19 protein-coding genes are annotated in these 22,676 nt (G+C 72.7%); 9 read left to right on the top strand and 10 right to left on the bottom strand.

The window, feature by feature from the left end; genetic code table 11:
* Positions 1 to 216: 216 nt before the first annotated feature.
* Positions 217 to 723 (bottom strand): protein phosphatase, encoded by a 507-nt coding sequence (locus ACIQOU_RS15515; RefSeq protein WP_401537218.1) that lies wholly within the window; start codon positions 721 to 723, stop codon positions 217 to 219.
* Positions 724 to 820: 97 nt separating this feature from the next.
* Between ACIQOU_RS15515 and ACIQOU_RS15510 the strand changes: the two genes are divergently transcribed.
* On the top strand, positions 821 to 1,624 hold the full coding sequence (locus ACIQOU_RS15510; RefSeq protein WP_401537217.1) for a nuclease-related domain-containing protein: 804 nt from the start codon (positions 821 to 823) through the stop codon (positions 1,622 to 1,624).
* A 111-nt stretch (positions 1,625 to 1,735) separates the two neighbouring features.
* On the opposite strand, the gene ligD is transcribed toward ACIQOU_RS15510, so the two are convergent.
* Positions 1,736 to 2,647 (bottom strand): non-homologous end-joining DNA ligase, encoded by a 912-nt coding sequence (gene ligD / locus ACIQOU_RS15505; protein ID WP_401537216.1) that lies wholly within the window; start codon positions 2,645 to 2,647, stop codon positions 1,736 to 1,738.
* Between the two features lie 53 nt (positions 2,648 to 2,700).
* Between ligD and ACIQOU_RS15500 the strand changes: the two genes are divergently transcribed.
* The gene (locus tag ACIQOU_RS15500; protein ID WP_401537353.1) at positions 2,701 to 3,732 is read left to right on the top strand and encodes a Ku protein; all 1,032 of its coding nucleotides are present in this window, start codon (positions 2,701 to 2,703) and stop codon (positions 3,730 to 3,732) included.
* A 45-nt stretch (positions 3,733 to 3,777) separates the two neighbouring features.
* Here the strand turns inward: ACIQOU_RS15500 and ACIQOU_RS15495 are convergent, their stop codons facing one another.
* The 3 genes from ACIQOU_RS15495 to ACIQOU_RS15485 are packed head-to-tail and all read right to left on the bottom strand — an operon-like array spanning position 3,778 to position 5,059.
* Entirely contained in the window at positions 3,778 to 4,227 is a 450-nt protein-coding gene (locus tag ACIQOU_RS15495; RefSeq protein WP_401537215.1) for a hypothetical protein, read from the bottom strand.
* A complete protein-coding gene (locus tag ACIQOU_RS15490) occupies positions 4,218 to 4,820 on the bottom strand; it encodes a hypothetical protein (protein WP_401537214.1) in 603 nt (200 codons plus the stop codon). The genes ACIQOU_RS15495 and ACIQOU_RS15490 overlap by 10 nt, the downstream gene beginning before the upstream one ends.
* Entirely contained in the window at positions 4,817 to 5,059 is a 243-nt protein-coding gene (locus ACIQOU_RS15485) for a hypothetical protein (protein WP_401537213.1), read from the bottom strand. Before ACIQOU_RS15485 ends, ACIQOU_RS15490 begins: the two co-directional genes overlap by 4 nt.
* Before the next feature lie 107 nt (positions 5,060 to 5,166).
* Between ACIQOU_RS15485 and ACIQOU_RS15480 the strand changes: the two genes are divergently transcribed.
* Genes ACIQOU_RS15480 through ACIQOU_RS15465 form a run of 4 tightly spaced genes read left to right on the top strand, consistent with a single transcriptional unit; the run spans position 5,167 to position 6,645 of the window.
* Positions 5,167 to 6,003, top strand: a complete 837-nt coding sequence (locus ACIQOU_RS15480) for a Scr1 family TA system antitoxin-like transcriptional regulator (RefSeq protein WP_401537212.1) — start codon at positions 5,167 to 5,169, stop codon at positions 6,001 to 6,003.
* Positions 6,000 to 6,203, top strand: a complete 204-nt coding sequence (locus ACIQOU_RS15475) for a DUF397 domain-containing protein (RefSeq protein WP_401537211.1) — start codon at positions 6,000 to 6,002, stop codon at positions 6,201 to 6,203. Before ACIQOU_RS15480 ends, ACIQOU_RS15475 begins: the two co-directional genes overlap by 4 nt.
* Positions 6,204 to 6,217: 14 nt before the next feature.
* On the top strand, positions 6,218 to 6,421 hold the full coding sequence (locus ACIQOU_RS15470; RefSeq protein ID WP_401537210.1) for a DUF397 domain-containing protein: 204 nt from the start codon (positions 6,218 to 6,220) through the stop codon (positions 6,419 to 6,421).
* 20 nt (positions 6,422 to 6,441) lie between these two features.
* Complete coding sequence (locus ACIQOU_RS15465; protein ID WP_401537209.1) at positions 6,442 to 6,645, top strand: DUF397 domain-containing protein; 204 nt, start codon at positions 6,442 to 6,444, stop codon at positions 6,643 to 6,645.
* 136 nt (positions 6,646 to 6,781) lie between these two features.
* Here ACIQOU_RS15465 and ACIQOU_RS15460 read toward each other — a convergent pair whose 3' ends face one another.
* The 3 genes from ACIQOU_RS15460 to ACIQOU_RS15450 all read right to left on the bottom strand — a co-directional run bounded on the left by ACIQOU_RS15460 (position 6,782) and on the right by ACIQOU_RS15450 (position 10,705).
* Positions 6,782 to 7,483, bottom strand: a complete 702-nt coding sequence (locus ACIQOU_RS15460) for a hypothetical protein (protein WP_401537208.1) — start codon at positions 7,481 to 7,483, stop codon at positions 6,782 to 6,784.
* Between the two features lie 694 nt (positions 7,484 to 8,177).
* Positions 8,178 to 9,566 (bottom strand): glycosyltransferase family 39 protein, encoded by a 1,389-nt coding sequence (locus tag ACIQOU_RS15455; RefSeq protein WP_401537207.1) that lies wholly within the window; start codon positions 9,564 to 9,566, stop codon positions 8,178 to 8,180.
* A 236-nt stretch (positions 9,567 to 9,802) separates the two neighbouring features.
* Positions 9,803 to 10,705, bottom strand: a complete 903-nt coding sequence (locus tag ACIQOU_RS15450) for a hypothetical protein (RefSeq protein WP_401537206.1) — start codon at positions 10,703 to 10,705, stop codon at positions 9,803 to 9,805.
* A gap of 312 nt (positions 10,706 to 11,017) precedes the next feature.
* On the opposite strand from ACIQOU_RS15450, the gene ACIQOU_RS15445 reads away from it, so the two are divergent.
* The 3 genes from ACIQOU_RS15445 to ACIQOU_RS15435 all read left to right on the top strand — a co-directional run bounded on the left by ACIQOU_RS15445 (position 11,018) and on the right by ACIQOU_RS15435 (position 19,480).
* The gene (locus tag ACIQOU_RS15445) at positions 11,018 to 14,734 is read left to right on the top strand and encodes a helix-turn-helix domain-containing protein (protein WP_401537205.1); all 3,717 of its coding nucleotides are present in this window, start codon (positions 11,018 to 11,020) and stop codon (positions 14,732 to 14,734) included.
* A gap of 117 nt (positions 14,735 to 14,851) precedes the next feature.
* Positions 14,852 to 19,009, top strand: a complete 4,158-nt coding sequence (locus tag ACIQOU_RS15440) for an XRE family transcriptional regulator (RefSeq protein ID WP_401537204.1) — start codon at positions 14,852 to 14,854, stop codon at positions 19,007 to 19,009.
* A 198-nt stretch (positions 19,010 to 19,207) separates the two neighbouring features.
* On the top strand, positions 19,208 to 19,480 hold the full coding sequence (locus tag ACIQOU_RS15435) for a hypothetical protein (protein ID WP_401537203.1): 273 nt from the start codon (positions 19,208 to 19,210) through the stop codon (positions 19,478 to 19,480).
* Positions 19,481 to 19,709: 229 nt separating this feature from the next.
* Here the strand turns inward: ACIQOU_RS15435 and ACIQOU_RS15430 are convergent, their stop codons facing one another.
* Both ACIQOU_RS15430 and ACIQOU_RS15425 read right to left on the bottom strand, forming a co-directional pair.
* Positions 19,710 to 20,918, bottom strand: coding sequence for a fructose-specific PTS transporter subunit EIIC (locus ACIQOU_RS15430; protein WP_401537202.1), 1,209 nt, complete (start codon positions 20,916 to 20,918; stop codon positions 19,710 to 19,712).
* 260 nt (positions 20,919 to 21,178) lie between these two features.
* A complete protein-coding gene (locus ACIQOU_RS15425; protein ID WP_401537201.1) occupies positions 21,179 to 22,420 on the bottom strand; it encodes a hypothetical protein in 1,242 nt (413 codons plus the stop codon).
* Positions 22,421 to 22,676: the final 256 nt, after the last annotated feature.

Here is a 22,676-nt window from a genome sequence, read left to right as displayed (position 1 = left end):
GTTTGGGGGGCGTCGGGCGGGTGCGGCTCCGTTGTGGCTGGTCGCGCCCACGCGGCGGAGCCGCATATCGATAACAGCCCCGCGCCCCTTTAGCGGGGTTGCCGGGCCGCATATCGATAGCAGCCCCGCGCTCCTTTTGGGGTGCTGTGGAGCCGTTTGTTGAGAGGGGCCCGTGCCCCTTTGGGGCGTTGTTCTGGCTGTTGTTGTGGGGTGTGGTTACTCCGTTAGTTCTTCTAGGAGGCGGGCTGTGGGGAGGCCTGTTTTTAGGTAGGCGACGAAGAGGTCGTTGTGGAGGGCCCAGGGGGAACGGCGGGAGCGGATCAGGTGGATCGCGTCCTCGGGGGAGTGGCCTTGCCGCACTAGCGCGTGGGCCACCACCAGGCCCGAGCGGTTGTAGCCGTGCCAGCAGCGGACCAGGACCCGGCGGCCCTCCGCCAGCGCCTCGCCCGCCGCCCGCGCCAGCCGCATCACCCCGGCGAGCTGCGTCCCGTCCAGCGGACCGTCGGGAATCGGCCACACATGGTGCTCCACGCCCGGATCGGGACCGTGCCCGGGCAGCCTCAGCAGACTCTGCACGAGATCGAACTCGTCCCGTGCCACAGCGAACTCCCGGTCGCCCGAACTCCTCCGGAACTCGTGCCCGCCCATCCACAGGCCGGGCACGATCTCGTTCCACGGGGCGTCCGGGGACGGTACGTCGGGTTGCTTCCCGCGGGTACGCAACAACGCCTCCCCCACTGCACCTCAACTGTCTTCAAAGGTAACCGTGTTCTTGCCCCTGGGGCAGGCCGCCTGTTCCCATGGAAGGGGGTGATGCGGTGTGAACCCACTGCGCGTCGTACCGACCCGGCGGCACGGACAGGAGCGCCTCTACGTCTGTCTCACCGACGGCAGGAACGTCGCCTGGTACGACAGGGCGACCGCCCGGGTCAACCTGCTCAGCGAGAACGACCGCGACGGCGTCCTGGAAGCCCTGGGTCCGTTTCTCACCGGGCCGGTCACCGTGGGCCCGCCGCCCGTGCCGACCCCGGCGGAACTGGCGCGCCTCGCCCTCCACCCCGACGACGATCTCGCCCCCAACCGTCCGGGCGAGGCCCTCCACATCGCCCTCGACCGTGACCCCGGGGCGCCGCAGCGGTTCCGGGCCGATCCGCGCCGGCACGCCCTGGAGGCGGAGCAGGCGGTGGGGGAGGCGTTGGAACGGCTGACCGGCGGGGGGTGGTACGCCCTGCACTCGATCCCGTTGCCCGGTGGCGATCGCGTCCATCACCTGGTCATCGGCCCCGGCGGCCTGTATGCCGTGTACACGCTGTACGCCCGTAAGTGCCGGGTCACTGTCGCCGACCCGATGGTCACGCTGGGGCGCCGTGATGCCCGGCCGGTGCTGCGGCGGGCCCGCGCGGACGCCGGACGCGCTTCGTACGCGTTGACCGCCGAGGTGCGGCCGTTGTTCGTGCTGTACGGGGCGACGGAGGTGACGGTTCCGGTGCCGCCCCGGTCGGTGCGTGTGCTGCGGGAGACGGAGGTGGGGAGTCTGGCGGGGGCGGGGGGTGTGTTGAAACCGGCGGATGTGGAGGCGTTGCACGCGATGGCGCGGGATCGGGGGACGTGGGAGCGGGTGTGATGTTCGCTAGGGGGAGTGGCGCGCGTGAGGCGGCGTGACTTTTGTTAGAGGGTGTAACTGTCGCTTCAGGGTGAAGCCTCCGTTGCATCCCCTCGCGTCCGCGAAGCGGCCTCACGGAAGTGAACCCGCCTTCTTCGGGTCCAGGAGTGGGGCGAGCAGGTCGCCGTGGGTGTGCAGGCGGCCCGGGACGTCGTCGGCGCGGAAGACCAGGTGCCCGGGGTCGTCCGGCCCGGGGTCGTCCTGCCCGAGGGCGGCGCACTGTTCGACCTCCTGCCAGGTGACCGGCGTCGAGACGGTGGGTTCCGGGCGGGCTCGGAGGGTGTAGGGCGTCGCCGTGGTCTTGCTGGCGGCGTTCTGGCTCCAGTCGACGAACACCTTCCCCGGGCGCAGATTCCGGGCCATCCGGTGCACGACCAGTTCCGGCAGCGCCCGTTCCGCTTCCAGCGCGAGCTGTTTCGCGTACCCGCTCACCTCGGCGGACGTCGCCGCCCGCACGCCCGCCAGCAGGTGCAGCCCCTTGGCCCCGGAGGTCTTGGCGTACGCGGCGATGCCGTCCCGGGCGAGCCGTTCCCGCAGCCAGAGGGCGACCTCGCAGCACTCGGTGACGGTCGCGGGGGCGCCGGGATCGAGGTCGAACACGATCCGGTCGGCGATGCCCGGAGCCGCCATCACCCACTGCGGGGTGTGGAACTCCGTGACGAGGTTGGCGGCCCACATCAGCGCGGCCAGTTCGTCGACGACGACCATCCGGCTCGGCCCCTCCGACCGGGAAACCTCGGCCGTGGTGACCCAGCCGGGCGTACCCGGCGGAACGTTCTTGGTGAAGAACACCTGCCCCTCGGGCCCGTCCGGGTAGCGCAGGAAGGAGACCGGCCGGTCGCGCAGATGGGGCAGCAGGGCCTCCGCGACGACGGCGTAGTAGTGCAGCACCTCGCCCTTGGTGAACCCGGTGGCCGGATACAGCACCTTGCCGAGATTGCTGACGGAGAGCCGTCGCCCCGCCACGACCGTGATCGGCGTCATACCATAAGAATCCCACGCAATCGGGACAGCTTCGTTGTCGCAGGCCGGAAGGAATCGGGCACGTGAGATCCATATGGAACGGCGCCATCTCGTTCGGTCTGGTCAGCATCCCGGTCAAGCTGGTGAACGCGACCGAGAGTCACTCGATCTCGTTCCGGCAGATCCATCTGGAGGACGGCGGGCGCATCCGGTACCGCAAGTTCTGCGATCTGGAGGACCGGGAGGTGGCGTCGGGGGAGATCGGCAAGGGGTATGAGGAGGCGGACGGGACGATCGTGCCGATCATGGACGAGGATCTGGCGCAGTTGCCGTTGCCGACGGCGCGGACGATCGAGATCGTGGCGTTCGTTCCGGCGGACCGGATCGACCCGTTGCATCTGGACGCGGCGTACTACCTGGCGGCGGGAGGGGGTCCGGCGGCGAAGCCGTACACGTTGCTGCGGGAGGCGCTCAAGCGGAGCAACAAGGTGGCGGTCGCCAAGTACGCCCTGCGTGGCCGGGAACGGCTGGGCATGTTGCGGGTCGTGGAGGACGCCATCGCGATGCACGGCCTGCTCTGGCCGGACGAGGTCCGCGCGCCCGAGGGCGTCGCCCCGGAAACGGCCGTCACCGTGAACGACAAGGAACTCGACCTGGCCGACGCCCTGATGGACACCCTCGGTGAAGTCGATCTGGCCGACCTGCACGACGAGTACCGCGAGGCGTTGGAGCAGGTGATCGCGGCGAAGGCCGCCGGGGAGACCCCGCCCGCCCCCGCGGAGCGCGACACCGGCGCCAAGGTGCTCGACCTGATGGCAGCCCTGGAGAAAAGCGTCCAGGACGCCAAGGAATCCCGGGGCGAGGACGCCGAGGTGACCCCGCTGCCCAGCCGGACAGCGTCCCGGGCGCCCTCGAAGGACCGGGCGGCCACCTCGTCCCGGACGACCCCGAAGGAACCGACCGGCAAGAAGTCGACGGTCAAGAAGACGCCCGCGAAGAAGGCCGCGCCCAGCAAGACCACGGCAAAATCGACGGCGACGGCGAAGAAGTCCCCCACCAAGAAGTCCCCGGCCAAAAAGGCCACCCCACGCAAACGCTCCGCTTGACCGGTCAACGGGGCCTGCCCGTAGGCAAGTTCGAGGACGACCCCGTCACCCCGCCGGGTCCCGGCCGGGCCGTTTCCGCCGGGGAACGCCCCAGTCGTCGAGGCGTTCGGTGACCCAGACGGGGTTGACCTGGTATTCGCGGGCGAGGCTGGTGATGGAGGTTCCGGCGAGGTAGCGGGCGGTGACGTTCGCCTGGTCGCCGGTGAACTGGGCCTGGGCGGCGCGGACTTCGGCGGTGGAACGGCGCCGGGTGCGGCCTCGGAAGACGTGCCCGGCGGGTCGGCGCAGGGCGTGGGCTTCGTGCCGGTGACGCCGGGGCACTCCCCACTCGACGAGCCGCAGCCCGAGCCAGTTGGCGGTGACGCCGTAGTCGGCGGCGATGCGGGAGACGGGTTCGCGGGCCTGGTAACGCCGGATGATGGCGTCGCTGTCGGCGCGGGCGGCGTCGCGGGCGGCGGTCTTGGAGCGGGGCTCGGGTGTCTCGGTCACGTCCATGGGTCTTCCGGTGCGAGGACGTAGAGGGGGTGGGCGAGCCCGCCGACCCGATGCCACACCGGCAACGGCATCGCAGCGGGCGGGTAACTGTCGTGCGGGGCAAGGGAGTTCACGGGCCACACCGTGAGGGTGTAGGTGCAGTCGTCGTCGTCCGTGAAGGTCACGTAGAGCGGGTAGCCGCGTTTGATGTGGGTGCGGGCGGCGTGCAGTTCGTCGGTGTCGGCGGCCCATGCGCGGAGTTCGCCGGAACAGCCGGGGTCGGGCACACGGAAGGCGTGCATCAGCGGGGACACCCACGGGGTGCCGGTGGGCCGGGGGGCGAGCCGGTCCGCGACCCGCACCGCCTCTCCGGCGAGCCAGCGCAGTATCAGCTTCGGGGAGATGGACTGGAACGTCCCGAGGACGAGCCAGGTGGGTTCGCCGGTGCCGGGGGCGGACCACTCGGCGCGGACCTCGGCCCGGTAGCTCGACGGCTCCGGGGGAAGGCCGGTGCGGCGGGAGTGGTGGAGGGTGTTCGGCCAGGCGGAACGGCGGCGCCGCCGGGGGCGTAACCAGCGCGGGAGGCGGAAGTTCAGCCGGGGGCGGGTGGTCATTTCGGGTCGCGCTTGCAGTAGGCGTTCGTGCGGCTCTGGGCGTTGGCGCGGGCGAGTTCGGCACGCAGGCGCTGTTCGGGGCTGGCCGGCGAGACGTCGCGGGGGTCGACGTCCCACTCGGTACCGCCACTCACGGGACGCAGGTACCAACGGCCGGACAACGCGGCCCGGAACTCACCCACCTTGTCGTGAGCGTCGACCAACAGGGTTCCGAGGGACGGGGCGGTGTCCTTGGACATGAGTCGCTCCTCTCCGTAGTCATTCCACTACCGGGAGGCCACAGATTGGCCTAGAGTCGTAACCCGATCAACCTGCTTGTGAGGAAAGAAAGGATGGTTACGCACCCTTGAATCGCAAGGAGTTGGACCCGGAGAAGAGCCCGCAAGCTGCGTTCGGGGCGCGAGTGCGCAGCTTCCGCGAGGCACGCGGGTGGACGCAAGACGAACTGTCCGAGCAGATGGCATATTCCAGCACGCATATTTCGGCCGTAGAAACTGGTCGCAAGTTTCCAACTTTGCGTTTCTCGCGCAGTCTGGACACCGCCTTCGGACTCACCGGGGCAGCGGAATCTTTCGAACGTGGCTTCGGAGAGATGCGGAACGGCAGCCTCTTGGAGGGCTTCCCCGAGTACGTAGCCTTCGAGGGCCGGGCAACAGAGATCCGACTGTTCGAGATCGGGATCATCCCCGGACTGCTTCAGACACCCGAGTACGCGTTGGTGCTGGCGGACAGCGCTATCAAGCGAGGAGCGATCACCGTCGAGCAGGCGGAAGAGCGGATCAAGACCGTCGCGAAGCGGCAAGCCGCGCTCGACCGCAGGTCTTCGCCCCTGTTCTTCGTGGTGCTGGACGAGAGTTGCATCTGTCGCCCTATCGGCGAACCGGCAGTCATGGAGGGGCAGTTGGCGTATCTAGAGGAGTTCGCCGGGCGGCCGAACACCGTTCTCCAGATTGCCCCGTTCGACATGGGAGCCAGCCGTTCGTTCGACATGCCGGTGACGATGCTGACCATGCCAGACCGGTCGCTCATGTCGTACGCGGAGTCCACTCATCGGGGCCATCTGGACCGTGATACCTCCTTTGTGCTGCCCATACTGACGGCCTACCATCAACTCCAAACCGAGGCGCTGTCGCAGGCTGCATCGGTGGCCATGATCCAGAAGTTACGAAAGGGCACCCCGTGACGACCGAAACCCCCCGCTGGTTCACGTCCTCCTACAGCAACAACGGCGGCCAGTGCATTGAGGTCGCCGCCAACCTCGCCGCCTCGCACGGCATCGTCCCCGTCCGCGACAGCAAGAACCTGACCGGCGCGGTCCTCGGCCTCAAGGCCGACGCGTTCGCGTCCTTCGTGACCGGCGTGAAGGCCGGAGAGTTCAACTAACCGAAGGGCAAGCTGTGTTGACTGAATCTCCGTGCTGGTTCACGTCCTCGTACAGCTCCAACGGCGGCGAGTGCATCGAGGTCGCCGCCAACCTCTCCACCTCGCACGGCATCGTGCCGGTCCGGGACAGCAAGTCCCGGACCGGTCCGGTCCTGAACCTCCCCACCTCCGCGTTCACGTCGTTCGTGAGCGGGGTCAAGTCCGGCGAGTTCAACTGACGGAAGGGCAGCCCGCGTTGATGGAAACCCCGAGTTGGTTCAAGTCCTCGTACAGCGACAACGGCGGCGTTTGCGTCGAGGTCGCCTTCAACCTCGTTGCCCCGCAGGGCGTCGTGCCGGTACGGGACAGCAAGAACCCGGCCGGTCCGGTGCTGGGCGTCCCCTCGACCGCGTTCGCGTCGTTCGTGACCGGCGTCAAGGGTGGGGTGTTCGGCGGGGTCTGAGCGCCGGAGTCAAGTCCGTTCGGGCAGGCGGTGGTTGTCCCCTTGGGGGCGGTCATCGCCTGCCGCGCTGTCCGGGGCCTGCACGGGTGCGGGCCGTCGTTGGGAGTGGCGATCCGTCGCAGCCCAGGGGCGTGTCCTAGAGGGCGGGTTCGACTCCCAGTCGGGTCGCGATTGCCCGCAGGGGGGTGTTGCGGCGGCGTTCGGTCTCCAGCATTTCCCCTACCGTGGCCACCGCGTCCGCCTGGAATTTGATCCACTCCGGCTGTTCGGCCTCGACCTCCAGCAGGGTCGCGAGGGCGCCGTCGCTGTCGCCCGTCTGGTACCGCGCCTGCGCCACGTCGACCCGGTGGGCGGCTGAGTGGACCGGCCGGCTGATGGACTCCAGGCGGATGTCGCCCGCGAACTCCAGTGCCCTGTCGGGCCGGGGCGCGGTTCCGGCGAGCGAGATGTTCACCTTCTGGGTGCGCACGTCGACCACGGAGAACGCGGTGCCGTAGGAGTGGACCGGGCCCGAGCGAACGGCTGCCGCCTCGGCCGCTTGCAGCAGCGTCATCGCGTCGTCGTGTGCGTCCCGGCGCGCGGCCGGTGTGGCTGCCGAGGTGAGGAGGTTTCCGTACACGGCGAGTTGGGGGCCGGTGGCCTTCATGAATCCCGGTTCCAGGTCCTGCGCCTTGCGTACGGCGATGTCCTGCGCCTGTTCCCAGCGGCCCTGGCGGAGCAGTACCCATGAGAGGGTGCTGACGGCCATCCCCTCCAGCAGGGGGTCGCTGGCCCGGGCGGCGGCGGCGAGTTGCCGCTCCACGGCGGTGTACGCCCAGTCGAGGTGGCCCGCCTGCACCCCGGCCCCTCGGCGGGGCCCCCTTTTACCCACCCGCCCGCCCGTCTCGGTCACTTGAGCAGTGGGCGTCAGCCGTGGGGCCTCAGCTGCGTTGGCGGGTGCGGCGCCGCCGTGGCTGGTCGCGCAGTTCCCCGCGCCCCTGGTGGGTTGAGGTGAGCGAAGTTTTTTGGTGCCGTCGGTCTGTCCGTCGGTCTCGGTTACTTGAGTGGTGGGCGTTAGCCTTCGTGGCTGGTCGCGCCTGCGCGGCGGAGCCGCATATTGATACAGCCCCGCGCCCCTGGGTGGGTTGACGTGAGCGGCGTTTTTTTGTGCCGTCAGCCCGTCAGCCCGTCAGCCCGTCAGCCCGTCAGCCCGTCAGCCCGTCAGCCCGTCAGCCCGTCAGCCCGTCAGCCCGTCAGCCCGTCAGTTCGTCAGCTTTGTGACGCAGGGCGCATCATCCAGCCCGTCCGGCGTTTGAGGACGAGGCCGTTCAGGCCGAATGGGGGTTTGGGGGCAGCGCCCCCAGGTCTCTTCGGCGCCGAGGTGGCGCAGGCCAGCCCAAAATCAGCCCGTCCGGCGTTTGAGGACGAGGCCGTTCAGGCCGATGGGGGTTTGGGGGCGTAGCCCCCGGGTTTCTTGGGTGCCCTGGGGGCGCAGGCTCGCCCGGAATCAGCCCGGCCGGCGATTGAGGGCGAGGCCCCCGCGCTCCGTGCCCTCAGCAGTGTCCCCCGCGGGCGTACACCGACACCCGTGCCCCGTGCGGATACAGCGTGCGGCACTCCTGGAACGCCTCGGCGAGCAGCAGCCGTTTCGTCACCTCCGCCGGGGTGACATCCAGCGGCTCACCCGCCGGGTCGCGCAACACGATCACGCGTCGCTCCCGCAGCAGCCGCGCGTGCAGAACGGCCGCCGGGACCTCGGTGCCGTACAGCCAGCCGGAGCGGTCCGGGGCCTGGGCGAGCGCGAGGTCACGCAGGCCGGAGAAGCTCGCGGGACTGGTCAGCGACCACACCCGGCGCCGGGACGGTTCGTAGAGGACGCCCTCACCCGGAGCCTTCAGCCGCCGCACCGCCCCGGCGATGGCGGTGACGTCGTCGCCACGGCCGTTCGGCTTCCGGAGAGGGACCGAGTACGTGGGGACGGCGAGCACGGCGAGGACGAGCGCGGCGATGACGGCCGACCGGGGCCCGCGGCCCCTGCGCAGCAGCGCGCGGGACGCCCGTGCGAGCGCCGCGCCCGCCAGCAGGGCCTGGCCCGCCGTGCTGTAGAGGAGGTAGCGGTCGACGAAGAGCGGCTGGACCAGCGAGGCCAGCAGCAGGATCGCGCCGGGCAGGATGGCCAACGGCAGCGCGACCCGGACCAGTTGGATCACCCGGGCGTCGCCGTCGAGCCGGGCGGCGGCGTCGTGGGAGGCCGTGGCGACCGGCCGCAGCAGCAGCCGGGCGCAGAGCACGGCCACCGTGCCCGCGGCCGCGTACCAGGTCAGCCCGGTGACGTCCCAGTCGATCCAGGACACCTGCGCCGACTGCCCGGTGCTGAGCAGCGCCAGCGGGGCGACCCCGACGACCGGCACGGCCGCCGCCACGAGCCAGCGTCGGCGCGCGAGCCGGGGCACCGCACAGGCATGCGCGGTGAGCGCCAGGATCGCGAACTCGTGCAGCAACGCCGCCGTCAGCATCAGCGCCGCGTACCCGGCCCACGTTGCCCGGGAACCGGACCGCAGCGCGCGCACCAGGAGATACGTCGCCCCCACCACGCACGCGGTGACCAGGGCGTACGAGCGGCCCTCCTGCGCGAAGCGCTGCACCTGCGGCACCACCGCGAACAGGCACCCGGCGAGCCCGCCCGCCCGCCGCCCGGCCAGCCGTCTGCCGAGCGCGGCGACGAGCGCGGTGGCGACGGCCGCCGCCGCGACCGACGGCAGCCGCAGCACCAGGAGCGGATGCACGGCGCCGAAGAGGTCGAAGAGGCCGTGCATCAGCAGGTAGTAGACCGTGTGGACCAGGTCGACATGGACCACCGTCGCCCGCAGCTGCCCGAGCGTGCGGTGGGCCATGTCGTAGGTGACGGCCTCGTCCCGCCACAGGCTCCCCTCCCGCCGCACCCCCCACAGGCCGAGCGTGAGGGAGAGCAGAACCGGCAGAGCGGCGACGGCGAGCCGCCCGGCGCGGCGGCACCACAGGCCGGTGTCGCCCGGCGCGGGCAGGGTGGTGCGGGGGCGGAGAAGGGATGCGGTGCTGATGGCAGGCTCCGAGGGGTGCGGGTGGCCGGCAGGCCCGGGACGGACGGCGGGGCCCCCGGCCGGGGTGCGGCCAGGGGCCCCGCGTGGGGTCTAACGACTCATCCGCCGCTGCCGCCCCGGCAGCGCTCGATCGCGCTGCACCCGCGGTTCGCGCCGGGGTTCGCCTGGATCTCGGGGATGTTCAGCGACGTGTCCAGGCTGAAGTGCGCCGACGGGTCCGAGACCGGGTTGTAGCGGTAGTTGCGGTCGTAGTTCGGGTTCGCCACCCAGCGGTCGTGGCGGAAGGTGATGCTCTGCGGCTGGAGGGTGGTGCCGACCGCGCGGCCCTGCATCTCGTAGATGTGGACGCCGGTGATGGCCTGCGGCGGAATCCGGTGGAAGAACGCCCACTCGTCCTGGCTCGCGTAGTGCCGGTGCAGATCCGGGTTGCCGCGCAACTGGTCCGGCACATGCAGCATGAGGTTCGTGAACTGCGGGTTGATCGTGTACACGAACGTCCGCGCGGTGAACACCGAGTGCTCGCAGCTCGACGTCACCAGCCAGCCGATGACCGGCAGCGACTGACCGATCGACCAGCCCGCCCCCTGGCAGCGCGGCTGACTCGCGGCGGCGGCCAGGTTCTGCATGCCCTGGCTGCGCGCGAACTGGTCCGCCACGCTCACGGTGCCGGTCGTGGAGATGTAGCCGCTCTGCAACGCGCGGTCACCGCGGACATGGGCGACGAGGTCGTAGTTCGTGCCCCGGGAGGTGAAGCCGTTGGTGAAGATGTCGTTGGGGTTGCGGGAGTCGCCGCGGTACATCACGCCCGGCACACTGGCCTGGCTCAGCGCGGCGGGCGGCTCGTCCTGGGCGGCGGCGGACCCGGCGGTGGTCACCAGGGCGCCGGTGGCGGCCAGCGCCACCAGCAGCAGATGCAGGACGAAGCGGAACGGGCTCGTCGGCCGTGGTGTCCGGGGCCCGGTCGGGCGGCGGTCGACCGCCGCGAGGTGTGCGTGGGGCATGGCGTGGTCTCCTCCGGTGAGTGGGGCCGGTTCCGGCCCGACAGACCCCACGGTGGCGACCCGGACGTTGTTGCTCACGCCCTTTCCATCAGCGAATTCAATTCCGTCGGACCCCGGCCCGCCCACCCCCGCCGCAGCCCCCGTGACGGTCATCACGGCCACAATCCGCCGGGAACCACGTGACGTCCGATCGGCGTGGAACGTATGTTGATCGCCGTTGAACATCTGTTTCATCCGCTGTGCGGAAGTTGTACGGAAGTGGGTGGGCACGTGGGGCGCCCTGAAAGACCGGTGGACCGGGAGGCGGGGCCCGTGCAGCGGCTCGCCCATGACCTGCGCGAGCTGCGCCAGGCCGCCGGACTCACCTACCGCACGATGGCCGACGCGGCGGGGTTCACTCCGGCAACGTTGTCCAAGGCGGCCAGCGGGGAACGGCTGCCGTCCCTCGCCGTGCTCCAGGCGTACGTGCGCGCCTGCGGGGCCGACCCGGCGGAGTGGGCGCCGCGCTGGCGGGAGGCCGAGGCCGAGGTCGCCGGGAAACCACGCGACGACGCCGACGAGACACCGCCCTACCGGGGACTCGCGCGGTTCGAGCCGGGGGACCGGGAGCTGTTCTTCGGCCGGGACCGGCTCGTCGACGAACTCTGCGAACTGGTCTGCGGCCACCGTTTCGCCGTGGTGTTCGGGGCGTCCGGGAGCGGCAAGTCGTCGTTGCTGCGCGCCGGGCTCATACCGCGCCTCCAGGAGGAGATCGCGCGCCGCCACCGGCCCACCGTGCTGCGGGTGCTCACGCCGGGCGCCCGCCCCGTCGAGACGTACGGGCATCTGCTGGCACCGGCCGACGGCGACCCGGACTGCTATGTCGTCGTCGACCAGTTCGAGGAGGTCTTCACGCTCTGCCGGGACCCCAAGGAACGCGCCCGCTTCATCGACCTGCTGCTCGCCGCCCGTGACCCCGCGAGCCGCCTCAAGGTCCTCATCGCCGTCCGCGCCGACTTCTACGCCCGCTGCGCCGAACACCGCGAACTGGCCCAGGCCCTGTACGGCGCCGGGATGCTGGTCGGCCCGCTGAGCGCCGAGGAACTGCGCGACGTCGTCATCAAACCCGCCCAGGCCGCCGGACTCATCGTCGAACGCGAACTGACCGCGCGGATCGTCGACGAGGTCCTCGACGAGCCCGGCGGCCTGCCGATGCTCTCGCACGCCCTCCTGGAGACCTGGCGCAGACGCCGCAGCCGGATGCTGACGCTGGCCGCGTACGAGGCGGCCGGCGGGGTGCGCGGCGCGATCGCGGCCACCGCCGAGGAGGCCTACGCCACACTGACCGGCGCCGAGGCGCACGCGGCCCGGCTGCTCCTGCTGCGGATGGTCGAGCCCGGCCAGGGCGCCCCCGACACCCGGCGCCCGCTGACCCGCGCCGAACGCGACGACTGGGCCGACCCCTCGGTCCCGGTGGTCCTCGACGTCCTGACCCGGGCCCGCCTGCTCACCGTCGACGAGGAGGGCGTCCATCTCGCCCACGAGGCGCTGATCACCTGCTGGCCCCGGCTGCGCGAGTGGATCGAGGAGGACCGCGAACGGCTGCGGCACCACCGGCGGCTGACCGAGGGCGCCCGCGTCTGGCTGGAGCACGACCGCGACCCCGGCGCCCTGTACCGGGGCGCCCGCCTCAGCCGCGCCGAGGACCTCTTCCCCGGCTACGCCGACGACCCCGCGCTGACCGACCCCGAACGGGCGTTCCTGCTGGCCGCGTTCGCCGCGCGGGACGCCGAGCACCGGGCCACCGCGCAGGCCGCCCGCCGGGCCCGCACCCTGATATCGACCCTCTCCGCCGTCCTGGTGGTGGCGCTGGTCGCCGGGGTCGTCGCCTGGGACCAGCACCAGGAGAGCCGCCGCAAGAGCACCGACGACGCGGCCCGCCGGGTCGCCGAGGTCGCCGACGCCCTGCGCACCACCGACCCGCGCACCGCCCAGCTCCTCGGCGTCGCCGCCTGGCGGGTCTCCGAACTCCCCGAGACCCGCCGGGCCCTGCTCGGCGCCCTCGCCCAGCCGGAGACGGACAGCTTCACCGACCCGGCGCCCGGCGACAGCCCGGCCCGGTTCCTCATCGACGCGGGCCGCACCCTGCTCAGCGTCGACGGCCGCACCTGGCGGACCTGGAACGTCGCCACCCACCACCGGATCAGCTCCGGCCGGCTGCCCGCCGGACGCGTCGCCTCCGCCTCCCCCGACGGCCGGCTCCTCGCCCTCTACAGCCAGAACGACCCCGGCGCCGCCGACACCGGCCGCCTCAGACTCTGGGACACGGCCACCGGGAAGTGGGCCGGGAACCCGTCCGGTGCCCTCGTCGACACCGTGGACTTCGGCACCGACACCCACACCTACCTGGAGAGCGGCGCCAACGACGACCAGGTCCGGCTGCGGTCCACCGAGGGCGGCCGGGTCCTCCTCAGCACCGAGGCGCCCAGCGCGGCCGACGTCGCCGTCGGTGAGGGCGGGCGACTGGCCGCCGTCTGCCCCTCCGGGCACGCCCCCGAGGTCCGGGACCTCACCACCCACCACACCCTGACCGGCGCTTGGACGACCTCCGGGGTCCGCTGCCACGACGACGACCGGTCCCTGCTGACGTTCAGCGGCGGCACCCGGTTCGCCGCCGTGACCAGCGGCGGGGTCCGCGTCTGGGACACCGCGACCGGACACCAGGTCGCCTCCTTCGACGCCTCGGACGTGGACTCCGCCGCGTTCAGCGCGGACGGCGCCTTCCTGGCCACGGTCGGCGACAGCGAGATCCAGGTGCGGCGCCTGTCCGACCCGGACGCCCCCGTCTTCCGCTACGCCCTCAACAACCAGGTCCCCGCCCCCGGCAGCCTCGCCTGGGACCCCGCCCGGCCCCTGCTGCGCTACCTCGACGGCGGCACCGCCCGCACCCTCGACCTCACGGCGGCCACCACCCCCGACTGGTCCGACCACACCCCGGACCAGGTGCTGCTCAGCCCCGACGGCCGCACCCTCGCCACCGCCGAACGCACCGGCGCCGCCTACCGTTTCCAGCTCCGCGACACCGGCACCGGGCGCGTCCTGCGCACCCTGCCCGCCCCGCCGATGCCGGTCTCCCGCGCCCCCGCCACCCCGGTCGACCCGGCGAGCGCCCTGGCCCTGCTGGCGTTCAGCCCCGACGGCGCCACCCTCGCCTACGGCGTCTCCGCCCCCGGCCGGGACGCCGCCGCGCAGCCCTTCACCCTCTGGGACCTGACCCGGAGCCGTAAGCGCACCACCCTCGACCTCGCGACACCGTCCGCCCAGGGCGCCGTCGTCAGCCTGGCTCTCGGCCCCGGCGCCCGCACCCTCTACGCCGTCCGCGCGCCCGTCCTCGGGGACCTGCGGGCGGAGGTCTGGGACACCCGGCGCCACCGGCGGACCCGGACGTTCCCGACCTCGGGCGCGCATCTGGCGCTGCGCCCCGACGGGCGGCTCCTCATCGGTGACGACCGCGCCGTCACCCTGCCGACCGGGGCCGCGGCGGCGGCCGACCTCGCCCAGGGCAGCGGCATCGGCGCCCTCGCGTTCGCCCCCGACGGCTCCCGCCTCGCGGCCGGTGACCAGAACGGCCGCGTCACCCTCTGGGACGGCACGGTCCGCCACCGCGAGGGCGTCCTGCGCAACGTCTTCCCCGCCCCGATCGGTGACTACCCCGAGTCGGTCAGCGCCCTCGCGCTCAGCCCCGACGGCCGCACCCTCGCCGTCGGCGGCGACGCGGGCACCCTCCAACTCTGGGACACCACCACCCGCCAGCCTCTCGGTGATCCCCTGCCCACGCCCGGCGACCCGATCCTCTCCGTCGCCTTCACCCCCGACAACACCACCCTGGAGGTCTCCACCCTCCACGTCCCCGTCCAGCACTACACGATCGCCCCGACCCGAGCGGTCCCCCTGATCTGCGCCCGCACGAACCACGCCGAACTGACCAGAACCCAATGGGACACGTACCTGCCGGACGTGCCCTACCGGAAGGTGTGCGCCGAGGGGTGAGGCGAGAGCGGCGCCCTGGGCCGGGGTGTCCTGCCGTGCGGGTGAGCGGGGGTGTTGGGCCTCGGGGCGGGCCGTGTGCGAGCCTCGGGTGCAGGACCACGGGGGAAGGGGGCCACGGTGGCGCGAGGGGAACGCCCGCTGGCGGCGGGGGACGGGGTGCCGTTGCGGCTGGCGGCGGAGTTACGGGCGTTGCGGCAGAAGGCGGGCGGCCCGACCTATCGGGAACTGGCCCGGATCTCCCACTACTCGGTCGCCGCGCTCTCCTCGGCCGCGGCCGGGACCAAGCTGCCCAGCCTGGCGGTGACGCTCGCCTATGCCACGGCCTGCGGGGCCGACCGCGTCGAGTGGGAGCGGCACTGGCACGCCCTGGCGGCGGAGCACGCGCGGGAGACCGGACCGGCGGCCGGACCCGAGGGGGCCGCCGGGGACGCCGTTCCCTACGTGGGGCTCGCGGAGTTCCGGGCCGAGGACGCGGACCGGTTCTTCGGGCGGGAGCGGCTGATCGAGGAGGTGGCGCAACGGCTGCGGGACAGCAGGTTCGTCACCGTGGTCGGGGCGTCGGGCGCGGGCAAGTCGTCGTTGCTGCGCGCCGGGGTCGTCCCGCACTGGCGGCGCGCGTACCCGCAGTGGCCGACGGTGATGTTCACGCCCGGGCCCAGCCCGCTGGAGGAGGCGGCGATCGCCTGCGCCGAGGCGGCCGGACGGTCACCCGGCGCCCTCGCGCGGGACCTGGCGGACTCGCCCCGCGCCCTGCACCGCGCGGTCCGCCACGCCCTCGCCGGCCAGCCGGACGAGGCGGAAGCGCTGCTGGTGGTCGACCAGTTCGAGGAACTTTTCACGCTCTGCCACGATCCCGCCGAACGCGCCCGGTTCATCGACGCGCTCGTCACGGCGGCGGGTGCCGAGAACAGCCGGTGCCGGGTCGTCGTCGGCGTCCGTGCCGACTTCTACGCCCACTGCACCGCCCACGCCGGACTGGCCCGTGCGATGAGCGACGCCCAGCTCCCGGTCGGCCCCATGACCACCGACGAACTGCGCCGGGCCATCACCCGGCCCGCCGTGGACGCCGGTTACCAGGTCGAGGGCGCGCTCGTGGCGGAACTCGTCAGCCAGACACAGGGCCAGGCCGCGGTCCTCCCGATGCTCTCGCACGCCCTGCTGGAGACCTGGCGCCGCCGTCGCGGGACGACACTGACCCTGGCCGGTTACCACGCCACCGGCGGGATCGACGGCGCGCTGGCCCACACGGCCGAGACCCTGTACGCCGACCTGTCTCCGCGCCAACAGGAGGCGGCCCGGGCCCTGTTGCTGCGGCTGACCGCGCTGGGCGAAGGCGCCGAGGACACCAAACGCCGCATCACCCGCGCCGAACTGGCCCCCTGCCCCGACACCGTGTCGGCACCGGCCGGCTCCGCCCTCGCGGTGCCGCCCGACCAGCGCGACGCGCACGCCGCCGACACCGCCCTCGTCCTCGAACGCCTCGCACGCGAACGCCTGGTCACCCTCGACCGCACCAGCATCGAGATCACCCACGAGGTCCTGATCCGCTGCTGGCCCCGGCTGCGCGGCTGGCTCCTCGACGACCGCGAGGGCCAACGCATCCACCGCGCCCTCACGGAAGCGGCCCACGCCTGGGAGTCGGTCCGCCGCGACCCCGGCGCCCTCTACCGAGGCATCCGACTGGCATCCGCCCACCAGTGGGCAGCGGGACAACACGGCGGCGCCCGGCGCGCGAGGGCGGCGGGGGACCGGGAGGGGGAGGGCGACCAGGAGCGCGGTGCCTCGTCGGACGCCGGTGCACGCGACGACCGGACGAACGCCAAACCGTCCCGCGCAGGGTCCCTCTCCCGCCGACGGCGCACCACCCCGCCCCCCGCCGCGACCCTCAGCGCTCGCGAACGCGCCTTCCTGCACGCGAGCCTCGCCGCGCGGGCCGCTGAGGAGCGGGCCGCGCTACGGGGGACCCGGAGGCTGCGTCAGCTCACGTGGCTGCTCGCGTTCCTGCTGCTCTGTACGGCGACGGCGACCGGGTTCGCCGTGCTGGCCCAGCACCGGGCGGCCGACGAGCGCGACACCGCCGTTTCGCAGCGCATCGCGGAACAGGCCGCCGCCCTGCGGCCGACCGATCCCGCAGCCGCGCTCCAACTCGCCCTGAGCGCCTACCGGTTGCACCCCACCGTCGCGGCCCGAGGCGCGCTGCTGAGCGGGTACGCCACGCCGTACGCGACCCGGCTGGCCGGAAGCGACCGCCTCGACCGCGTCGCGCTCCGCCCCGACGGGCACGTCCTGGCCACCGCCGTACGCGGCCACGCCGTCCACCTGTGGGACGTCACCGCACCGCACCGGCCCCGCCCCCTGGCCACGCTCGCCGGGCGGCCCGGCGAGGTGCGGTCGATGAGGTTCAGCCCCGACGGGCGGTTGCTCGCGGCGGCGGGGGCGGACGGGCGGGCCCGGGTGTGGGACGTCGCCACGCCGTCCCGGGTCGACGCCCCGGCCGTGCTCAAGGGCACGGGTCCGACGGTCGTGTTCGCGCCGGACAGCCGCACCCTCGCCACCGCCCGCGGCGATCACGCCGTCCGGCTGTGGCACGCGGCCCGCCGGTGCCGGGCGACGCCCGCCGTCACACCGGCCGGCGTCCTGACGGGGGAGGCGGAACGGCCCGACTCCCTCGCCTTCACCCCCGACGGCCACATCCTCGCCGTCGGCGGCACCCACGGCATCGCCCTGTGGACCCTGGCCGACCCGATCCCGGCACCCGGCGGCGGGGAACGGGAACCCTGCGACGCCCCGCGCCCCAGCGCGGCCGGGACAGCACCGGGCACCGCCGCCGCACCGCCCGCCCCGTCGACACCGTCGACACCCGTCACCCGCACCCCCGTCACCACCCTCCCGGTCCGCGTGCTCGCCCTCTCCCCGGACGGCCGGACCCTCGCCTCGGCCGGGAACGACCAGGCCGTGCGTCTCTGGGACGCCAAAGGGCCCGGTGCCCCGCGTCCACCGGCGAAGCTCACCGGGCACACGGACACCGTTCTCGCCCTCGACTTCAGCCCCGACGGACGGACCCTCGCCAGCGGTGCGTCGGACACCCGGGTCCGCCTGTGGGACCTCACCGACCGGACCCACGCCCGCCCCCTGACCGTCCTCAACGGCCATACCGGCGGCGTCACTTCGCTCGCGTTCGGCCCCGGCGGGCACACACTCGCCAGTTCGGGCGACATCGATCTCACCGCCCGCCTGTGGGAGTTGCCCGGCCCGGTGCTGCTCGGGCACACCAACTCGCTGCACGGCGTGGCGTTCAGCCCGGACGGGCACACCGTCGCGACCGGCGGTGACGACAGCACCGTCCGGCTGTGGGACACCACCGACCCCTACCGGCCCGCGCCGCGCTCCCTCCTGACCGGGCACACCGCCGCCGTCAAGGCCGTCGCCTTCGCACCCGACGGCCACACGCTCGCGTCGGCGAGCCTCGACCGCACGGTGCGCCTCTGGGACACCGCACGAGGGGGCACCCCACGCCTCCTCGCCCGGCTCGCCGATCATCCCGGCGCCGTCCACACCGTCGCTTTCCAGCCGAAGGGCACCCTGCTCGCCGCCGGGGGAACGACCGTGCGGTTGTGGGACACCGCCGATCCCGCCCACCCGCACGCCGTCGCCACCGTCGCGGGCCACGACGGGCCGGTCGAATCGGTCGCGTTCAGCGCCGACGGCCGGGTGCTCGCCACCGGCGGCGCGGACCACACCGTGCGGTTGTGGGACACCGCACGGCCGACCGCACCGCGCCCTCTCGCCACGCTGACCGCGCATCACCACGGCGTCAAGGCGGTGGCGTTCAGCCCCCGGGGCCACCTCCTGGCGACCACCGGCTACGACCGCACGGTGCGCCTGTGGGACGTCACCGACCCCACCGCCCCCGTCCAACTCGCCGCCCCGGGCGGTTACACCGACGCCGTCCGCGCCCTCGCGTTCAGCCCGGACGGCCGGACCCTGGCGACCGCGAGCCCCGACCGCCCGGTTCGCCTGTGGAACCTGGCCGACCCCCGCCACCCCACCGAACTGGCGGTCCTCACCGGGCACACCAAACCCGTCGACGCGCTCGCCTTCGCCCCCGACGGCCACACCCTGGTGACGGCGGCCGAGGACGCGACGGCGTTGGTGTGGGACCTCGACGCGGACCGGGTCGCCGAACGGATCTGCCGGACGACGGGCCACCCGGGCCTCTCCCCGGCCGCGGCCCGCCGGTTCGTGCCGGGACTGCCGTACCGGCCACCCTGCTGACCGGGGAGAACGGCACCCCGCGAGCACGCGTTGTTCAGCATCCGTCTGTCCACGTCAGCGCCCCGATCGTGAACAACGCGGAGCCGGTATTCCTGGAGTCGGCAGCCGGTCCGACCGGCCGCCGGACACACGACACCGGCCGACGAACGCCAGCCCACGGCTGACGGACCACGGCCACGACCAACGGGAGAAACGCAGATGAAGAACGCGAAGTCCCTGGCCACCCTCCTCCTGGCGGGAGCCGCCCTGGTGGCACCGCTCGGAGTCGGGGTCTCCTCGGCGGCAGCCGCCCCCGCCACCACCCACACGGTGGCCGCCGCCCCCGCCGCCAACCTGCCCGTCTACCGCACCTGGTACTGGACGTGGGCGAACTGCGACAACGCCGGCCGCCAGGGCGTCGAGCGCGGCCACTGGGACCAGTACCAGTGCGCGGAGGGCGACGTCTTCTGGCATCTGTGGACGAACCGCTGACCAGTGGTCGGCACACCTGACCGGCAGCCGGTCACCGGCAGCACCTGACCAGTGACCGGCAACCGGTAGCAGGCGCTCGCGGCCGGAGGCCCGGACGGAAGGCGAGCGGAAGACCGCTCAACAGCCTTCGGGGCAACGGCCGTTCAGCACCGGCATGACGAAAGGTCCGGCCGCTCGGGGCACCTGGCGCCCGGGCGGCCGGACCTTTCCGGCTGACGTGGGGACGGGGTCAGGCGGTGGCCGACGCCTTGCGGCCGTTCCGGGCGCGGGGCGGCACCGGGCGGGTGGCGGCGGGCGGCGCGAGGGGCACCGGGCTGCGCAGGCTCTTCAGGCCCACCGCGACCGCCGCGGTGACCAGCGCACCGGCGATCACGGCGACCCCGAACAGCAGCGGCCTGCCCAGATCGCCGACGGCCAGCAGACCGCCGTAGGGAACGGTGAACGTGCTGCCGAACGTCATGACGAGGGCGCCGCTGACCGCCCCGCCCGCCATGCCCGCCGGGATCACCCGCAACGGGTCGGACAGCGCGAACGGCACCGCGCCCTGGGGCAGCGAAGCCGCGCCGAACAGCCAGGAGACCTTGCCGTAGGCCCGTTCGGCGTCGGAGAAGACGGTGCGGCGCACCAGCGTGGCCAGGGTCATGCCGAGCGGCGGGACCATTCCGGCGGCCATCACCGCGGCCATGATGGTGATGTCGATCGGGCTGAACTTCGAGGCGTCGTACCCGCTCACGCCGACCGTGGCGAAGGCGACCGCCGTCCGGCTGATCGCGCCGCCGAGGTCGCAGCAGACCATCAGCCCGAGGAACATGCCGAGCAGGGCGGTGTTCTGGAATTCGAGGAAGGCCATCTTCTGGTGCAGCCAGGCGGCCAGCGGGCCGAGCACCAACTGGGCGGCGACGAAGGCCGCGAGCGAGGTGATCAGGGCGGCGAGCAGGGGGAGCAGCACGTTCGCGGCGGGGTCACGGAGTGTCGCCGGGAACGGTATGCGCTGGAGGGCGACGGTGACGCCGCCGGCGATGAGACCGGCGGCCAGCGGGACCAGGACGCCGCCCTGGACGCCCATCGCGGCCATGCCGCCCAGCAGACCCGGGATCAACCCCGGGCGCCCCGCGATGCCGTAGGCCAGATATCCGGCCACGCCCACGGGCAGGAAACCGAGCCCGCTGGAGCCGATCTTGAGCAGCAACGCGGCCCAGGTGTGCGGCTGGCTCCAGTCCCCGGCGCCCAGGACCTGGTCGGCGGTGTCGGTGATGTCCGGGCCGCCGAGGGCGAGGGCGAGGACGTTCATCACCGCGGAGATCGCGACGAACGGGGCGAACCAGGGGACGCCGGCGGCCAGCCAGCGGCCGATCCGGACGCCCGCGTGACGTCCCTGGGCGTCGCCCTGGTCCATGGGGACCGACGGCGCGGCGGTGCGGGTGCGGGGGTGGGGCATGGTGACTCCAGAGGTGCGGCACCGCCCGGTGGGCGGCTGGGGCGGCGCGGCGTGCCTTCGGTAGCGACGGTCGGGGTGCGCCTTCGGGCGGGGTGAGGGGGTCCGGGCGAGGTGAGGGGGTCCGGGTGGGTGCCGGCCGCCCTGGGGGGACGACCGGCACCTCGGCACTCGTTCCGGTGCTGTTCAGGCGTGCGCCGGAGGGGTGCCGGGCGATCGCCTGCCACGGACGCGGGCGATCACCTGTTACGGACGGCGGACGGTCACTTGGTGATGACGTCGACGCCCATGGCCTGGACGATGCTGTACACGTTCACGCCGACCATGTGCGGCTTGGAGCAGCCGCAGGCGTTCTCGCCCTGGTAGATGAGGCCCGAGTGCGAGCCGACGATCCAGGCGGCCGACTGCGTGTAGTCCTCGGTGTAGATCGGGGCACCGGAGTCACCACCCTGGGTGAGCTGCCCGTTGTCGTAGCTCGGGTACGTGCCGCCCCGGTCGTAGAGGAAGCCCCGGCCGTTCGTGATGCAGTTCGAGCCCCCCGAGTAGCAGATGCTGAAGTGGGTGTTGGAGATCGGGTGGCCGCAGTGGTTGAACGACACGGAGCCGCTCACACACACCTGCGTACCCAGCTCGGGCTGCTCCGTCCCGTGCACGAAGGCGTGGGACTCGCTGTAGGTGGTGCCGCCGGTGTAGATGTCGGTGCCGTACGCTACCGACGAACTGGCGTAGATCATCTCGGTGTCGATGCTCTGGTTGCGGCGGTTGACCTGCCCGACCCAGTTGCCGTCGCTGTTGTCCGCCCGGCGGTTGTAGACGTGCGTCAGGTTGCTGTAGCAGTGCCCGGCGGTCGTCATGTAGAGGTTGCCGGTGGCGCGCTCCTTGACGGTGAAACCGGCGGTGCACTTGTAGGCGCCGCTGCTCTCACTGGCGACCAGCGCGGCCCCGCCCCAGAACGGCTGGGCGTCACCGAACCGGCTGTTCTGCGCTTCAAGACGCGACTGCTCCACGTCCAGGGCGCCCGGGTAGGACGTGGTCAGCGACTTCGTGACGGAGGCCGGGGCGTTGGTGTAGACGACGACCTTGTCCGTGCCGGGGTCGTAGGAGGTGGCCACGCCGTACTTGTCGGCGTCGCTGTTCCAGTCGCGTGCCGTGACCGTCTTCTGGATCTGGTTCAGCTTGCTCTCACTGAACTTGCTGGTCCGCACGACGGTCTTGGCACCGGCCGGGAGCTGCGCGGCGACCTTGGCCTGGGCCGCGGCCGAGGTGTCGGCGGCCAGCCTGACCACCGCGCCGGAGTCGGCGACGCCGAGCGCGGAGTGCGCCGAGGCGATCTTGTCGATCTGCTTCCACTGCCCCTGGGTGGGCAGCGACGACACGGTGGCGGTGGTCGTGGCCGGCGCCGGGGCCGCCCACGCCGGAGCGCTCACCGTCAGCGGCGCCGCGACGGCGGCGACCGTGCCGATGAGTGCCAGCGCGAAACGCTGGGACTTCCTTGTTGATCTCATAGTCTTCCTTCTGCTCAAGGGCAGATCCGAAGTGCCCGGCCACGGCCGACGGCCCCGCGGCTGCTGCCGCGAGGACGAGGGAGACGCGTTGCCGGCCGCCGGGAGCGAGGTGCACCGCACGTCAGGTGCGGGCGCCTGCCCGGTACACCCGGATGACCCTGGGACGGAAGGCTGGCAGCCAGGACATTGACGTTCCACCCGCTGTCGCCACCGGAATCAACCCGGGAAATCAAACGACGGGAATCAACGGGACCGG

The sequence above is a fragment of the Streptomyces sp. NPDC091279 genome (assembly GCF_044757465.1).
In the GTDB taxonomy this organism is placed as follows: domain Bacteria; phylum Actinomycetota; class Actinomycetes; order Streptomycetales; family Streptomycetaceae; genus Streptomyces.
This window is presented reverse-complemented; position numbering and strand designations above follow the sequence as displayed.

Coding starts and splice junctions, on each gene's coding strand:
- ligD (WP_401537216.1), bottom strand. CDS start 2,647: ATGACGCCGATCACGGTCGTGGCGGGGCGACGGCTCTCCGTCAGCAAT.
- ACIQOU_RS15495 (WP_401537215.1), bottom strand. CDS start 4,227: ATGGACGTGACCGAGACACCCGAGCCCCGCTCCAAGACCGCCGCCCGC.
- ACIQOU_RS15490 (WP_401537214.1), bottom strand. CDS start 4,820: ATGACCACCCGCCCCCGGCTGAACTTCCGCCTCCCGCGCTGGTTACGC.
- ACIQOU_RS15485 (WP_401537213.1), bottom strand. CDS start 5,059: ATGTCCAAGGACACCGCCCCGTCCCTCGGAACCCTGTTGGTCGACGCT.
- ACIQOU_RS15465 (WP_401537209.1), top strand. CDS start 6,442: ATGGAAACCCCGAGTTGGTTCAAGTCCTCGTACAGCGACAACGGCGGC.
- ACIQOU_RS15450 (WP_401537206.1), bottom strand. CDS start 10,705: ATGCCCCACGCACACCTCGCGGCGGTCGACCGCCGCCCGACCGGGCCC.
- ACIQOU_RS15435 (WP_401537203.1), top strand. CDS start 19,208: ATGAAGAACGCGAAGTCCCTGGCCACCCTCCTCCTGGCGGGAGCCGCC.
- ACIQOU_RS15430 (WP_401537202.1), bottom strand. CDS start 20,918: ATGCCCCACCCCCGCACCCGCACCGCCGCGCCGTCGGTCCCCATGGAC.
- ACIQOU_RS15425 (WP_401537201.1), bottom strand. CDS start 22,420: ATGAGATCAACAAGGAAGTCCCAGCGTTTCGCGCTGGCACTCATCGGC.